General features: G+C 30.7%; 16 protein-coding genes. 3 read left to right on the top strand and 13 right to left on the bottom strand.

Translation table 11 applies throughout. The features are described 5' to 3' along the window. Positions 1–210 precede the first annotated feature (210 nt). Complete coding sequence (pta, locus tag DG435_RS10620; RefSeq protein ID WP_108840604.1) at positions 211–2,304, top strand: phosphate acetyltransferase; 2,094 nt, start codon at positions 211–213, stop codon at positions 2,302–2,304. Positions 2,305–2,355: 51 nt separating this feature from the next. Continuing rightward, positions 2,356–3,546 (top strand): acetate/propionate family kinase, encoded by a 1,191-nt coding sequence (locus DG435_RS10615; protein ID WP_106795157.1) that lies wholly within the window; start codon positions 2,356–2,358, stop codon positions 3,544–3,546. Between the two features lie 86 nt (positions 3,547–3,632). Here DG435_RS10615 and DG435_RS10610 read toward each other — a convergent pair whose 3' ends face one another. The 12 genes from DG435_RS10610 to DG435_RS10555 all read right to left on the bottom strand — a co-directional run bounded on the left by DG435_RS10610 (position 3,633) and on the right by DG435_RS10555 (position 13,535). Then, positions 3,633–4,073 carry an SRPBCC family protein gene (locus DG435_RS10610; RefSeq protein ID WP_106795158.1) on the bottom strand — a complete coding sequence of 147 codons (441 nt, stop codon included), beginning with the start codon at positions 4,071–4,073 and terminating at the stop codon, positions 3,633–3,635. 61 nt (positions 4,074–4,134) lie between these two features. Beyond that, complete coding sequence (locus tag DG435_RS10605) at positions 4,135–4,683, bottom strand: DUF1697 domain-containing protein (RefSeq protein ID WP_108840603.1); 549 nt, start codon at positions 4,681–4,683, stop codon at positions 4,135–4,137. Positions 4,684–4,699: 16 nt separating this feature from the next. Further along, positions 4,700–5,227, bottom strand: a complete 528-nt coding sequence (locus DG435_RS10600; protein WP_108840602.1) for a hypothetical protein — start codon at positions 5,225–5,227, stop codon at positions 4,700–4,702. A gap of 131 nt (positions 5,228–5,358) precedes the next feature. Then, complete coding sequence (locus DG435_RS10595) at positions 5,359–6,873, bottom strand: S41 family peptidase (RefSeq protein WP_106794682.1); 1,515 nt, start codon at positions 6,871–6,873, stop codon at positions 5,359–5,361. Positions 6,874–6,934: 61 nt separating this feature from the next. Further along, entirely contained in the window at positions 6,935–7,708 is a 774-nt protein-coding gene (locus tag DG435_RS10590; protein WP_106794683.1) for an AraC family transcriptional regulator, read from the bottom strand. Positions 7,709–7,789: 81 nt separating this feature from the next. After that, on the bottom strand, positions 7,790–8,221 hold the full coding sequence (locus DG435_RS10585) for a hypothetical protein (RefSeq protein ID WP_106794684.1): 432 nt from the start codon (positions 8,219–8,221) through the stop codon (positions 7,790–7,792). Positions 8,222–8,511: 290 nt separating this feature from the next. Beyond that, positions 8,512–9,153: an MIP/aquaporin family protein gene (locus DG435_RS10580; protein ID WP_106794685.1), complete on the bottom strand. Its 642-nt coding sequence runs from the start codon at positions 9,151–9,153 to the stop codon at positions 8,512–8,514. A gap of 68 nt (positions 9,154–9,221) precedes the next feature. Next, entirely contained in the window at positions 9,222–9,623 is a 402-nt protein-coding gene (locus DG435_RS10575; RefSeq protein ID WP_106794686.1) for a heme-binding protein, read from the bottom strand. A 133-nt stretch (positions 9,624–9,756) separates the two neighbouring features. After that, positions 9,757–10,596 (bottom strand): AraC family transcriptional regulator, encoded by an 840-nt coding sequence (locus tag DG435_RS10570; protein ID WP_106794687.1) that lies wholly within the window; start codon positions 10,594–10,596, stop codon positions 9,757–9,759. A gap of 159 nt (positions 10,597–10,755) precedes the next feature. Beyond that, the gene (locus tag DG435_RS10565; RefSeq protein WP_106794688.1) at positions 10,756–11,247 is read right to left on the bottom strand and encodes a DinB family protein; all 492 of its coding nucleotides are present in this window, start codon (positions 11,245–11,247) and stop codon (positions 10,756–10,758) included. A gap of 290 nt (positions 11,248–11,537) precedes the next feature. After that, complete coding sequence (locus tag DG435_RS10560) at positions 11,538–12,935, bottom strand: hypothetical protein (RefSeq protein ID WP_106794689.1); 1,398 nt, start codon at positions 12,933–12,935, stop codon at positions 11,538–11,540. A gap of 168 nt (positions 12,936–13,103) precedes the next feature. Then, the gene (locus DG435_RS10555) at positions 13,104–13,535 is read right to left on the bottom strand and encodes a GNAT family N-acetyltransferase (protein ID WP_234387179.1); all 432 of its coding nucleotides are present in this window, start codon (positions 13,533–13,535) and stop codon (positions 13,104–13,106) included. 123 nt (positions 13,536–13,658) lie between these two features. Between DG435_RS10555 and DG435_RS10550 the strand changes: the two genes are divergently transcribed. Next, positions 13,659–14,336 (top strand): class I SAM-dependent methyltransferase, encoded by a 678-nt coding sequence (locus DG435_RS10550; RefSeq protein ID WP_106794690.1) that lies wholly within the window; start codon positions 13,659–13,661, stop codon positions 14,334–14,336. A gap of 41 nt (positions 14,337–14,377) precedes the next feature. On the opposite strand, the gene DG435_RS10545 is transcribed toward DG435_RS10550, so the two are convergent. Continuing rightward, positions 14,378–15,235 carry an alpha/beta fold hydrolase gene (locus tag DG435_RS10545; RefSeq protein ID WP_106794691.1) on the bottom strand — a complete coding sequence of 286 codons (858 nt, stop codon included), beginning with the start codon at positions 15,233–15,235 and terminating at the stop codon, positions 14,378–14,380. Between the last annotated feature and the right edge of the window lie 14 nt (positions 15,236–15,249).

Below are 15,249 nucleotides of genomic sequence, written 5' to 3'. Positions count from 1 at the left end.
AAAGAATTTAAAAGCAGAAAAGACAGGAAGTAAGATGTCAAAAAGTTATCTGATATGATAAAAGGTTTAGAGTATTTCTAAACCTTTTTTGCTGAAATGAAAACCGAATTGTTAATATTATATGACTATGATAGAAAGAAGTTTTATTATGCATTGATCTTATGTTAAATTACGGTATTAGCGTATCTTTGTACTACCAAATTGTTATACATGAGTAAAGCCGTTTATATTGCTACTATAGAACCTAATAGTGGTAAATCTATTGTTGTTTTGGGTATGATGCGTATGCTTCTGGGTAAAGTAGCCAGAGTAGGGTATTTTAGACCAATTATTGACGATCCTAAAGAAGGAGAAGTTGATAATCATATCAATACTGTAATATCGCATTTCGAATTAGATATTAACTTCAAAAAAGCCTATGCGTATACAAGAAGTGAAGTACTTCAAAAATACAATCAGGGTAAATCAGGAGAGATTATAGATGAGATTATCAAGAAATACAAAAATCTTGAAGAAAGATTCGATTTCATATTAGTAGAAGGTACTGATTTTTCTGATGAAGGTAATATCATTGAGTTTGATATTAATGTTATTATTGCCAAAAACCTGGGTATCCCAGCTGTCATTGTTGCAAGTGGAATTGATAAACAAAACGATGAAATTGTTAGTAATCTAAAACTAGCATATGATACTTTTAATAGTAAAGACGTAGAGGTATTGGCTATGGTAGCAAATAAGGTTACCCAAGGTTGTGAAAAACAATTAGAAAATAGTTTTGAAAAAGATTTTGGGAATGATGTCGATCGTATTATTATTCCAAAAATTAACTCTTTGATTAATCCTACTATCAAAGAGATTGTAAACGAATTAGAAGGCAATGTGTTGTTTGGTAAAGAATACCTCAATAATCAAGCTGGTAGTTTTGGAGTAGGAGCAATGCAATTGCGTAACTACCTTACACATCTTAAGGATAATAGCCTTGTAATTACCCCTGGAGATCGTGCTGATATCATTTTGGGAGTATTGCAAGCAAATATTTCTGATAACTATCCAAAGATTTCTGGAATTATACTTACTGGAGGAATTATTCCTGAATCATCAATACTTAAATTAATAGAAGGAGTTTCTTTATCTTTTCCTATTATATCAGTACCTAGTGGTACATTTTCTATTACCAATAAAATAGGGGCCATTAAATCTAAAATTTACCTAGATAATCTACAAAAGATAAACACGTCGATTAGTATATTCGAAAAATATGTTAATGAAGATCAACTAGCGGATAAACTGATTACATTTAAATCAGAAGGGTTAACGCCACGAATGTTTCAATATAATTTATTAAGACGTGCTTTAAAACATAAAAAACATATTGTTCTTCCAGAAGGATCAGATGAAAGAATCCTAAGAGCTACATCCAGATTATTAGCTTCGGGAGTTGTGGATATTACTTTAATCGGAAACGAAAAGAAAATAAAGAGTAAAGCTACAAAACTTGATATTCCAATAGATTTTGATAAAATACAGGTTGTTTTCCCTACAGAATCTCCTTATTATGATGATTATGTGCAAACATTTTATGAGCTAAGAAAGCACAAAAATGTAAACCTGGACATGGCCAAAGATATGATGGCAGACGTATCTTATTTTGGTACGATGATGATATACAAAGGTCACGCCGACGGAATGGTCTCAGGAGCAGTGCATACTACACAACATACAATAAGACCAGCTTTGCAGTTTATAAAGACCAAACCAGGAGTAAAAGTTGTTTCTTCGGTATTTTTTATGTGTTTAGAAGATCGAGTATCAGTTTTTGGTGATTGTGCAATTAACCCCAATCCTAATGCAGAACAATTGGCAGAAATAGCAATTTCTTCTTCAGAATCTGCAGCAGCATTTGGGATTGAACCAAAAGTAGCAATGTTATCATATTCGTCAGGAACCTCTGGTAAAGGAGAAGATGTAGAAATTGTTAGAGAAGCAACTGCTATTGTAAAAGAAAAACATCCTGATCTAAAAATTGAAGGACCAATACAATATGATGCGGCAGTAGATTTAGAAGTGGCGCAAAGTAAATTACCGAATTCTGAGGTAGCAGGCCAGGCAAGTGTTTTAATATTTCCTGATTTAAATACAGGTAATAATACCTATAAAGCTATTCAACGAGAAACAGGAGCATTAGCCATTGGTCCAATGCTACAGGGATTAAATAAACCAGTTAATGATTTGAGCAGAGGATGTACTGTTGATGATGTATATAATACTGTAATTATAACAGCAATTCAGGCTCAGGGATTATAAAAACAGAGTGAAGAAATGCCTGATTTTAATACTCTAAACTCTTAAAAAAATATGCAAATACTTGTACTAAATTCTGGAAGTTCATCTATAAAATTTCAACTATTTACTATGCCCAACGCAAAGGTAATTTGTTCGGGCTTGGTAGAACGTATTGGTTTAGAAAATGCTAAAATCTCTTATGCGTCAGAAATAAATAAAATTGAAAAAACGGTAAATGTAAATACTCACAAAGATGGATTACAATTAATAGCCAGTTATTTGATGGATGATGAAGTAGGAGTGATCCGATTTGCATCAGAAATTCATACCGTTGGCCATAGAGTAGTGCATGGAGGAAGCACTTTTGCAGAAACAGTTGAAATTACAGAAGAAGTAAAACAAAAAATCAAGAAACTTTCTGCGTTAGCACCATTACATAATCCTGCAAATTTGGAAGGAATTTTGGTTGCCGAAGAAATTTTTTCTGATGCACAACAAGTAGCTGTATTTGATACAGCTTTTCATCAAACTATTCCTGTGGAAGCCTATAAATATGCTATTCCGAATACGTTTTTGGATGAGCATAATATCAGAGTATATGGTTTTCATGGTACTAGTCATAAATACGTTTCAGAAAAAGCTATAGAATTTTTAGGGAAAGAGAAATCAAAGTCCAAGATAATTACAATTCACTTAGGAAATGGATGTAGTATGACCGCGGTTCGGGATGGTAAAAGTATTGATCATACTTTAGGATTTGCACCCATGAATGGATTGATCATGGGAACTCGATCCGGAGATATTGACCCTGCAGTGATCTTTTATATGGTTAATTCCTTAGGGTATTCACTAAAAGAAGTAAACGATCTTTTACAAAAAGAAAGCGGAATGTTGGGGTTAACAGGGTATAGCGATTTACGGGATATTGAATCTGAAGCAGAAAAAGGAAATAAGGACTGCCAGTTAGCTCTGCAAATGAATGCATATCGTATCAAAAAATTTATTGGAGCATATGCTTCGATTATGAATGGTTTGGATGCTATTGTATTTACTGCCGGAATAGGTGAGAACTCTGATATGATTAGAAGTTTGGTATGTAAAGATCAAGAATTTTTTGGTATTCAATTAGATGACGAAAAGAACAGTATTCGATCTAAAGAAATAAGAGATATAAGTTTACCTTCTTCAAAAGTGAAAATATTAGTTATTCCTACTAATGAAGAATTAGAGATTGCCAAGCAATCGTTCGAATTATTAGCATAAAGGCATTATAAAAAAAGAAAACTAGAGAATCCCTGCAGTAATGCATGTGCATCCCGAAAAGAGACATATTCTTTTATGGTTAAACGCTATTGTCGTTCAGCAAATTCTTTAAATTGTCTGAGCCATTTTTCTGCTGGTTTTCGATACATACTCGGAAATAAAATCGCCATCAATTTTGGCATAATCCAGTTTATACGAGTGTACTCGTATTCGAATTCATACTTTGTTTTGTTTTCGCTTAATGCAATAAAATTACATTTCATGGTATTGTCCATATGTTTATGGTGATAACTAGCTTCAAAAGAATGTGGAAGTTCATTTTTAGTTATTGTTTCAATTAATTCCATATCATGTTTTCCGTGTTTATAAAACATTTTGGAAACAGTACCTACTTTACCCTTTTCTCCACTGATCAATTCTTTTTTAATAAACCCATCTTGATATTCCTTAAGATTATCGGGGTTTGCAAACAGCTCTGCCACTTTATCTAATGATTGATCAATCTCGATATAACCTTTATGTTTCATAAGAATTTAGTTTTAAATGGTTACAAATTACATTCCGATTTATTTTACTTTAATTCATGATTTATGAGTTGGCTTCAAGTTTCTTTTCTATTCGTTTAATGGTATTCCAGTTACGAGTTGTGATATGCTTACCAAAATATCGTTCTAGAACTTCCATTCCTTTTGGGGTCTTAGTTATAGAAAGGTCTAAGACACTTACAATAGTTTTGTCGATCTTATCGATAATTTTAAAAGCATTATTATCACTTGTCCATGGTAATTGTAAATCGGTTTCAACATCTTCCTTCAAAAATGAAACATACAATCGAATATCTTTTGTTACCAGGATGTCTTTAAATGGATCTCGATCCAACAAATCATACATCATTTCAGATTTTCTTATGATGGTTGGGATAGGAAAACCAAAGGTCTTTGCTAAATGATCAGAAATCATTTTTTCGAGACTCTTTGCATCACCTTTTGTTGAGTCAAATATTATATTTCCCGAATTAAGAATTGTAATTACTTTTTCGAAATTCAAATTTTCCATTTCTTTACGAAGTTCGGCCATAGGAACCTTGTGATGACCACTCACATTAATTCCTCGCAGTAAAGCAACATATTTACTCATTTCTTTAAATTTTATTTTAGTGTTTTTCTTCTTTTTTTAATTCATGTTTTAGTTTTTTTGTGTAATCAACAAACTTTTTTCCAATCATCTTATTTGCTTTTAAAGTCAAATCGACTTTATTTTTATCATTATCTAACCAAAGAAAGAGTTTCTCTTTGTGAAAATAATATCGATCTTCAATTATTGTGGTTTTATTTGAATCAAATTCTTCATTGTAGATTGGTATGTTGTAACGATATTGCTGGTCAAATGCAAAAAATAACTTTTTGTTTTTGAAATAATACTGAGTTATGTTTTTTCCGGTTTCTCCAAATTCAATTATTTCGATTAATTTTAAATCATCATTATCGAAATATGCAGTTACATGGCCTCCTTCGGTAGTATTTAATTCAATTTCTGAGGATCTTTTTATATAAAAATCCATATTGTTTCTTATCGTCTTATACTCAGATCTAATTTCTTTCAAGGTTGTTTCTTTCGATTGCGCCGAGATTGGTTCTAATCCAAAAAACAAAAGAGTCAATATAATTATAGTTTTTTTCATAATTGTTAGTGGCGTTATATATGAAAATAGAATCTTGATAATTGTGATCTTTTTACCATAAATGTATTAAAAAAGCGCAAGCTTTGATGACTTGCGCTTAATTAGCTGTTTTAATGTATCTTATCGTAACACTATTCTTGTTGTATTAGATCTATTACAAAATTTAGTTGTGTGTCAACTTGGTTGATATAATCGGTATATGTTTGTGATACGTTATGATCTGGTATAATTCCTCTATTGTAAATTTGATTTTCTTTTTTAACAACATCTTGTTCTAAATTTACTACAGAAAAGAATAGTTCAATTTTGGATTTTGGTAAAATATAACCCAAAGCATTATGCCCGTTATGTCCATAATAGCCACCCATTGTTTCTTCTCCTATAGTGATTGCATTACTGTTTCCAGCAACCATTGCTGCAAATAAACTACCAGCAGAAGCCACTCGCGGACTAATCAATAGGTATATATTTCCTGTAAAGGCATTTTTATTTGGTGTTCTAATTTTATGATCGGCACTAGTCGAATCTTGATAAAATTTCCCATTTTCTTCTTTTGGGAATTGATTTTGAAAGCTTTTATTGTATTTGCCAACTCCAAGAGGTCTTAGAAATCTAGGAATTTTGGTGTATGCATATTTTAGATAGGGAATTTTGTTGAAACTTATCCACGCTTGTTTGTTCTCTGAAAAATTACGTTGCGTTAAATAAGAATATGTAACCAAATCGTTAGGGTCTGTTCCCCCACCATTATAACGAATATCAACAATTAAGTTTTTAATATTGTTGTTTTTTATACCAGTAAAAACACTATCTAAAAAAGAAACATATCGTAAATGCATTGGATTTTTCTCATTTCCCATTCCAAAATCATTTATTGTTAAAATTCCGGTTTCACGGTCAATAGATTTGTAACTGTAAATTTCATTTTCCTTCCAATCCTTATAATTAACTTCATCAAATGGTTTCGAATATCTATTCTTTATATTTTTATAATAAGCGTTAAAACTTATACTATGTAAGACCTTTTGCTGAATTTTATCTGAATCATGAACTCGATATTTAACTTTAAAAGCGCTTTTAAGACCATAGTGTAACCTATAATATCTGCTAAAATTATAATGAATTCCAATTGATTTTCCTGTAATATTTACACCATCTGTTGTATAATATTTGTATAAACTTTGTAGTATTTCATTAATTTTTAAATTATTTATCGAAACTATTTCAGCACCTAAAGGAATTTCCTTGTTAACAATATTTACTATTACTTTGTCTTGAATTAATTTTATCGGCAAAGGGAAATATCCTTGCTCTTCATTTTTCATTGACTTGAACACTTTTTTTGGTAATGAAATATCATTATGTAAACTGCCTTCAAAATCAGTTAATTGATAAATTATATTATAAAAATCTCTATATGATTTTGATTTTTTAACTTCTTTAAATGCCCATTGATATATACTATCTATTTGTTTTTTAGTGCGATATTTATAGAGACCAGAATTTGCTTTAATTCGTATATCTTTAAAAATCTGTAGATCTTTTGTCATCTTATCAATAGAAAATTTTTCATCTAAAGATTGAGCAAATAGGGTAGAGGTATAGCATATTAAAAAACAGGTAAGTAAGGATATTCTGTATTTCATAAAGTAATTTTTTTTCAAAAATATATTTATACAGATACGCTAACTTGTAGAATCTTGGCAATTATAAGATAGATGAAATACTTTTTTGATACATTTTAGGTGAAATACCAACATAACGCTTAAAAGTATTAGAAAAATGCGCCAAATCTGAAAACTCATAATCAAATGCAATCTGAGTTAAGTCAGTGTTCTTTGTAATTAACTGTTTACTCGAAAATATTTTTTTCATTAAAATATAATTCATCGGAGTCATTCCTGTTGAGGCTTTAAACTTTTTTGCAAACCCGTATTTATTTAGATTAGCAATCTTAGAGAGCTTATCTAAACAAAACTTACTTGAAATGTTGTTATCAATATATGAGCTAACGTTATGGAGTGAATTGAAATTTAATTCGGAATATTCTTCTTTTTTTTCTTGAGAATAGTGTTTTAAAGTTGCCACAAATTGAAACAACAAATTTTCAATAGTTGGAATGTCATTTATAATAATTGCATTTTTCAATAACCTAAAGAGCTGGTTAGCATTTTTATTATTTATTTTCCGATTAACAAAAGTTATATTTTTTCCATTAAAAAGGTATTTCATTACATCTTTAGAAATATATATGGTATCGAATTCAACTTGAGAAGTGCTATCAATTAATGGGTTAGAATGTATTTCATATGGATTTGTAATTGTTATACAACCTTTTTCACTAAAAATGCTTTGACTTTCTAGCTCAATTTGCTCAATACCCTTGTGAATAAGTGAAATGCAAAACGTTTCATGATAATGCTTAGGAAAATCGGTTACTTGCTTTTGTACATTTATATATTCTAAGTTATCTAATATCATTCTTTAGTTTATCAATGTTGTCTAACTATTTAAAGAAACACCTGTTTTAATTGTGTTTAATTTTATGCTAGGTACAGTTTTCTATTCACCACTTTTTTTATTTTCTAATATCTTCATAGCTATTTTTCCACCAATCCATGCCATAGGAATATAAGCGATAACGATATCTGCTACTGCAAACCAGGTTGGTCCTGGTAGCATATAGTTAACCATGATTCCACCCAACAGGAACAATCCACCAATACCCAATGAGAATTTCATTTTGTGACTGGCAGCTATTAAACCAGCAATCGTTGCACCGGCAAGAGTACCTAATGCATGTGCCAAAAAAGGAAAAATAAAATGTTCGAATCCTAAAGTTGGCATAACAGCTGCCAAAGCGTCCATATCATTTGGATCAATACCCTTTATAGGAATTAACTTATGACCAACTTGGATGAGTGTTATATTGATAATACTACCACCTAACCATCCAGCAATAACAGCTAAAATATTTTTTAGAATTGAATTCATAGTTGTTTTTTTATGATTGCCAAACTTCAAACACAAACTTCATTTTTTCAGATTGTGTGTGATAATGTGTTTCTATAAATTAGTTGCAAGGTTAAACACCTAATTTAACAATTAATTTTATATAGTGTTGATAATAGGCTTTCTTTTATCGATCAAATCAATGTGTGAAAATAATATTCAGGATCCAATTTGATTAAACTAGAATATGATATGTATATATAGATTTAGATAATTTTTTGATTAAACATTAACTATTTTATTTTCTAAAAATAATTACTGTCTGATGGTTTTTATTTTGTTTTGGTAAATGTTTTCCAAACTTGCATTGCAACTACTGCGACTAATGTTGGGGCAGTAATATAAATCCAAAGTGCTGTTAAGTTTCCAGAAACAATTGCTGGTGCAAAACTTCTCGCTGGATTAAATGAACCACCAGAGATTGGTCCTGCAAATAAAATAATTCCAGTAACGAATAGTCCAATTATAAGCCCTGCTATATTAGAAAATTCTTTTTTGGATGTTACTCCCAAAATTGTAAGCATTAAAAAGAAAGTCAATACTGATTCTAAAAAGAAAGATTGCAATAATTCTCCAGAAGGAGTTGTAGTTCCTAATGTTAAGTTTTCAGGGAATACAAATTTGAGTAATCCGCTTGCGGAAACAGCTCCAATGATTTGAGCAGAAATATAAAATGAAGCTTCTTTTTTTGTAGTTAGCTTTCCTATTGTTAATGCTATAGTAACAGATGGATTCATGTGTGCACCAGAAATATTTCCGAAAATATAAATCATAGCACTAATTATTATTCCGAACGCTAAAGCGATTCCTATTAAACCTAAATTTCCACTGGTTTGTTGGTTTACTATTATTGCTCCTGTACCACAAAAAACTAAAGCAAAGGTGCCAATAAATTCGGCAATATATTTTTTCATATTATTCTTAAAAAGAAAAGAGGGTAATTAGCATGCTAGTTACCCTCTTTTTAGTAATATATTAAGTCTTAGATTGCTGCTGATGCACCAGCTTCTGCCACTGCATGGTCATTTTCAACAGAACTTCCACTTACTCCAATAGCGCCAATGATTTCACCTGCTATGTTCTTAATTGGTACACCACCAGGAAAAGTAATTAGACCATTATTTGAGTGCTCGATGTTGTACAAAGCACCTCCTGGTTGAGACAATTCGCCAATAATGCCTGTATTCATATCAAAATAACGAGCCGTTTTAGCTTTTTTAATTGATATATCTAAAGAACCTAACCAAGCTCCATCCATACGTCCAAATGCTACTAAGTTAGCTCCTGCATCTACAATTGCAATATTCATTTTTGTATCGATCGCTATAGATTTTTCTTTTGCTGCCGAAATAATTTTTTCAGCTTGTGCTAATGTAATATTCATTATTTTATGTTTTAATTTTTGTTATAATTTGAGTACAAATTTACAGTGTAGATAATATTATTCAATTACTAAAACAGTTCAATAACTTATGAAAAAAGGTCAAGTATAAAAATGAAATTAAAAAGATGAAATGTCATCTGGAAATTTCTTTGGGACTAAACCCAAATTTATTTTTAAAAGCTGTGCTGAAGTTTGAAAGGTTATTATAACCAAAATCCAAGTATATATCTGATGGTGTTAATTTTCCTAGTTCTAATGCTTCTTTTGCTTTTTGAAGTCGCTTGTCTTGTAACCATTTTCCTGGAGATGCTTTATACTCATTAATAAAATGACGTTTAAAAGTAGATAAACTCATATTACATAAAAATGCAATTTCCTCTAATTTTAGATTGGAATGTATTTTACTCTCGATAATTTTTTTGAAAGGAGAGGTTTCTTCAACGATTAATGATCTTAAATATAATTCAAACTTTTTTCCATATTTATGAATAAGGTAAAGCATAATTTCTTCAAATTTTACAGAAAGTAAGTTTTCTATAAAAACAGTTGGCGCATCACTAATTGTTGATAATGAATTTAAATAAGAAGTTATGTAAGCATCATTTCTAATTGCAAAATAAGGCACTTCTTCCTTTGTTATTTGTTGATTTTGTATGTGTTTATCTAAAAAATCTTTGAGTATTTTTTCAGAAAAAAATAAGAGCTTACAGTAATAAATAGCATCTGTATCCAGTAATTCTGTCCAAAGCCAATTTCCTTTTTTAAGAAGTAACGATTGATCTTTATTTACAGTAACCGATGTTCCTGCAAAGTGTACTTGCTTTTTTCCGACTTGTAAAAAGCTAAACATATGCATATTTAGGTTGACCTTAGTTTTAATGATGTCCTCGGTCATTTTAAAATCGTAGACAAAAAGATCAGGTTTAAGTTTAGGGTTATTAATATATAATTCTGGTATATTGTCTATTGGCATATGGTGGTATTTCAAAGTCATCTTATAATTCGGCCTCTTCCTGGTAACAAGATTTTTACGATGCTAAGATCTCAAAAAAAATATTTTTTTGAGCTACGAATATTTACATTTTCTATGTTGCTTCCTTCATAATAGAGAAACGTGTAGTCACAGCTTTTATTAAATGTATCTTTCTTTAATAATAGTAATATGATGTTTTTCATGACCAATTATAGACTTTAGAAAATCTTCAAGAGTAATTTCATATTGTTGGGCCATACCTTTTATCTTTAATTGACTTTTAGATAATGTCTCAATAAAACTAGTAGATGCCTTTCTTACATTTACAAAATCTGCTATTAATTGTTTGAGTGTTAATTCTTCAAAACGACTATTTTTCACTAATAAATTTTGGTCATAGCCCCATAGTTCTATTGATTCGTTTCTACTCATTAAAAATGCTCGAAATATTTTTATTCTTTCGTGATCTGTTATATGACCTACAATTTGTTTAATATTCCATTTAGTGGGTGCATAACGATAAATAGCTTTTTCCTCACCAATAGAATTTAGAAATTCTATCGTTGATGACGAAGAAAAGAGTGATTGATAATTCATATTCTTTACAAAGTCATAATAATATGGGAATCCATCTTCGGGTGTATATTTCATATTTTACTACGATGATTACTTGTCAATCAATGATATAATAGTCGCCTCTTTTAATTGTAAAAGATATAACTCTTTCCAAATGACGATAAGGTGTTTATGTATGGTTTGTTGCGTTAGAACTAAGATAACAAATTAAAGCAAATTAGATACCGAAGGAGGGAAGGTGCTGTTCATAGCATTGATTGGAGATATGTTCGAGAGTTTAAAAAACATAAACACCTAGATTAATGATGTTTATGTTTTTGAATGATATCCTTTACTATACTTTTATAGAGTATGAATATTAAGTTTTAGCTAATCGCACAACTTCCATTACCATTTGGGCTCATCCAATTACCTTGGATAGTATCTCCATCTGCGAGTTGGAGTAAAGCTTGACCCTTTAATTGACAGCCTTGATCCCACTTAGAATCAACTTCATAAATCATTGAAATCCCATTTGTACCTGCAGGAAAGGTGAATGTTGTTTTGGGACCATTTGCTTTGATAGCAACCGCTTCAAGCCAAGTTGGGTTAGCAGCATTTACATTTGATGTATAATTAAATTTGATATTTCTTCCTGTAGCAGGTGTTGTAATAGAATTTGTTAATGTTACTTTTACAGCCGTTGGTAATCCTGATGATGGAATAGCAGATCCTTTTACATATGGGTTATTTTTATCACAAGGAGCAGTCCCCATTGTATTTCCTGTACTGCTAAAGGATGTTATTTTAGAATATTCTGTAATGATTGATTTTGCGCCGTGATCAGGAATTTCGTCACCGCTTGTTGTGAGCATACCCCATCCAGCATTTCGCTCATAATATCTAAAAGCAAAGCCACCCGAAACGACATCTGCCATATTTATTGGCGAGCCTGATCCTGATTGTGGCGTGAGTTTCGTACCTCCATACAAATAGTCAACTTGTTGCCAAGTTCTTGGAGAGACAGCTCTTGGATTCGAACCCATTTCAGTAAAAGTTATCGGCACTGGGTTAGAGCCTTCAAATGCTTTTGTTAATGTATAATAAGCGCCAACTTTTGCTGCGAGTGTTCCTCCAGCCCAACGCTCACAATTGTAGCCTAAGAAATCAAGACGTTCTGATGCGTCCCCACACATGTACGCTTTAGCTGCAGGTATAGTGAAATCAGGATCATCACGAAGTGCTGCAGTAACGGGAACAGTACGAGCACAATTTTTTGCCATATAGGCTTTCAAGTATTTGGCCCCGGCTTTAATTTTATTTGGAATATCGTAACCTGGATTTTGTCCTTCTTTACCAGGATCAATTGTTTCGTTTCCTATTGAAAATCCCAGAACATTCTGGTATTTACAGAATTCATCAGCAATAGCTTTCAATCGGGCGTTATACACTGTAGGACCGTCATGTACTGTTGTGTGATCCACAGCACCTACTAAAACATAAATTCCTGCAGCAGCCAAAGCATTCATGACTTTTGTGTGATCTTTTGTTGGATCAACTTGATAAACACGAATGGCGTTTATTTTCATGTTTGTGAACCCGTAAGTTGTTGTTGTTTTCAATAAGTCTTGAATAGTAGTTAGATTATTGTCTGAAATTGGGTCTACAAAATCTGTAGGTTGATAACATACTCCTTTTGGAGCCCACTGATCTGTACCGCACATAAACAAATTATTGGAGATGGTAATTGGCTTAATGTTGGATGAATTAATACTTTGTGTCATAGTTTTGGTTTTAATATTGGTTTGTACTTATAAATAAGCGCAATAACCAATATACTAACCCCAAATCAATCTCATATTAGTATAAGTACCTTAATATATACGTACATATACGGTAATCTCTTTACTACTTTTATAAGGAATATTTAGTAAATTTCATTTTAATATAGTTTATACGTTGTTAGCAAAAGTTTTTTCCATAATTATATATTCAATTCCACCTTTTTCAAATTTTTTATCTGTAGGTTTTAAATCGAATCTCTCATAGAATTTTGATTTCTCCACTCGAGCATTACACCATAATTTTTTAATCCCTTCTTTCTCTATTAAATCGATTATATTTTTTAATAGAATTGTCCCGTACCCTAATCCCTGAAATTCAATTAATGTTGCAAATTTTCTGAATTGTGCCTCATTATTCTCTACAAATAAGGATATTATAGAAGTGATCTCTCCATTTACAAATAAACCAAAATGTCTCGCATTTTCATCGTTTGGCAATTCAACATATTCTATCGGTTTATTTGGCCACATAACTTTGTGTCGAATCGGTAAAGTCTCGGAAGAAGTAATTTGTTTAATTTCGGTAATTGTATTTTTCACTTATATGGGATTTTGTTATCACCAAATATATGTTATTACACATAATTTGTACGTTTGTTTTAATATTACATTTGAATATATATAATTATACTTTTATAGTTTGTATAGATCAATAGAGTATTTATGAAGAAGAAAGAAAATGGAACTAAAAGAATAAAGAAGCCTTGGCCAACTAAAGATGCTATGGAACAGGTTTATGAAATGAAACTTTGGGGTGGTAATAAATCTGATTTTTATTCTGGTGAGGGATCACATCATCCAGATATAATAAATCCATATATAGATGTTTTAACTTCATTTTTGACCTCTTTTAAAAACCCTCTTACGGTATGTGATTTAGGTTGTGGAGATTTTAATGTAGGAAAAGAATTGGTGAAGCATACTAAGAAATATGTTGCTGTTGATATAGTAACAGATCTTATAGCACGTAATAAAAAAATATATAAAGAAGAAAATTTAGAATTCCATTGTTTGGATATCGCAGTAGATGATTTACCTTCTGGAGATTGTGTTTTATTAAGACAAGTATTACAACATTTATCAAATGCTGAAGTACAGAGTATAGTAAGTAAACTAACAGGTTTTAAATATGTTATTTTAACAGAACATATACCTGAAGGAGATTTTATACCTAATAAAGAGATTGTTTCAGGGCAAGGAATTAGACTAAAAAAACAAAGCGGTCTAAACATATTAGCTCCACCATTTAATTTTAAAGTAACAGAAGAAAAACAATTATTGTCTATTGCTTTACATGATTATAAAGGGGTTATAGTAACTACGTTTTATAAAATTTTTTAAACTACATCTATGCAATTGATTTTGCATATTATTATTACATCTTATTCTTTTAATATCAATTTTTCTATTTTCCTATTATCGATTCTATTTTGGACGTGTTTCGAATTTTCCAGTAAAATGGTTTTCTTCAAAGTAGGGAAAATTTTGTTTGCTCGTTTTATCATTTTTTTACCAGGAAACATAATATCTTTTTTTGCAGCGATTATAGTAATTGGAGTTTTTATTGATTGAGCTTCTTCTTTTTTTATTGTTGGAACAGGAGTAAAGTCCATTTTAAAATGTAAAAAAACTTTCGATAAGTAGTTAAGAGCAAATTCATCTCTTTCAGAAAAAAGGACTTCCAAGAATTTTTCCAGATATTTTGTGTTTTTAGTTTTTATATATCGTTTCATAGGAACGAATACCTTGAATAGAGCAATAAGAGGATTTCCATTTACAATAAATGCGGGTGCAGATAAGAATACCTCTTTTATATTGCTTTGATTTTGAATCAAAGTTTTGAGAATTATTAGCCCCCCGAAAGAGAAACCAACCATAGTTACATTTTTCAACTCTAATTTATTGATAATATCGTTTATCCATAAACCATAACTTTCATCTTTCATATTTAATCTGATTTCAGCACTTTTATTAGGTTGTGCCAGTACATCTATAGCAAATACCTGATACTCTTTATAAAGAGTAGGGTAGGTTTCTAAAGCGATGGGAGCGCAACCATTAGACCCATGAACTAAAAGTAAAGGTGGCTTTATAGAATTACCGACTATAATGATATTGGTTTTTCCGAAATTGGTGTCAATAACCTTGTTTTCAAATTCTATTTCTAAATCATTTAATTTTTCATTATAAAGATTTAGTATTTCATTTCTTCCAAATTCTGATTTGTATAATGATTTCATTTTGTAATTTTAGG

Origin of the sequence: Aquimarina sp. Aq78, assembly GCF_900299525.1 — a bacterium.
GTDB lineage: Bacteria > Bacteroidota > Bacteroidia > Flavobacteriales > Flavobacteriaceae > Aquimarina.
The sequence above is the reverse complement of the archived record's forward strand: the minus strand, read 5'-3'. Positions and strand labels throughout refer to the sequence as shown.